The following is a 737-nucleotide window of genomic DNA, read 5'->3' as shown; positions in this document are numbered from 1 at the left end:
GTATGTGTTGGATGCGCGGTTGGGTGTGGTGCCGCCTGGTGTGCCTGGTGAGTTGTATTTGGGTGGTGTGCAGGTGGCGCGTGGGTATGCGTCGCGTGCGGGGTTGAGTGCTGAGCGGTTTGTGGCGGATCCGTTTGGTGGTGGGGGTTCGCGGTTGTATCGGACGGGTGATTTGGTGCGGTGGGGTGTTGGTGGGGAGATCGAGTATTTGGGGCGTACGGATTTTCAGGTGAAGTTGCGTGGGCAGCGGGTGGAGTTGGGTGAGGTGGAGGCGGTGGTTGCTGCGGCGCCGGGTGTGGTGCATGCGGTGTGTGCGGTGGTTGATGGTGGTGGTGGGCAGCAGTTGGTGGGGTATGTGTCGCCGGGGTCGGTGGATGTGGATGTGGTGGGTGAGTATGTGGCTGGGGTGTTGCCGGGTTATATGTGTCCGTCGGTGTGGGTGGTCACTGATGAGTTGGTGTTGAACAGTTCGGGGAAGTTGGATCGTCGGGCGTTGCCGCCGGTGGTGGTGCCGGAGGTGGGGTTTGTGGCGCCGGTGTCTCGGTCGGAGGTGTTGGTGGCGCAGGTGTTCGAGCGGGTGTTGGGTGTGTCGCGGGTGGGGTTGGGGGAGTCGTTTTTCTTGTTGGGTGGTAATTCGTTGTCGGCGATGCGGGTGGCTGCTGGGGTGGCTGATGTGTTCGGGGTGTCGGTGTCGGTGCGTGATGTGTTTGATGCGCCCACCGTCGAAGAACTCGCCG

The 737-nt window shown here is 62.6% G+C and carries 1 protein-coding gene; it reads left to right on the top strand.

All coding sequences use genetic code 11. The features are described 5' to 3' along the window. A partial coding sequence (locus GOSPT_RS04755) for a phosphopantetheine-binding protein (RefSeq protein ID WP_005203535.1) occupies positions 1-737 on the top strand: 737 nt, incomplete at both ends.

The organism is Gordonia sputi NBRC 100414 (genome assembly GCF_000248055.1).
GTDB lineage: Bacteria > Actinomycetota > Actinomycetes > Mycobacteriales > Mycobacteriaceae > Gordonia > Gordonia sputi.
Note: the sequence above shows the minus strand (reverse complement) of the source record. Positions and strands in the feature narration are given on the sequence as shown.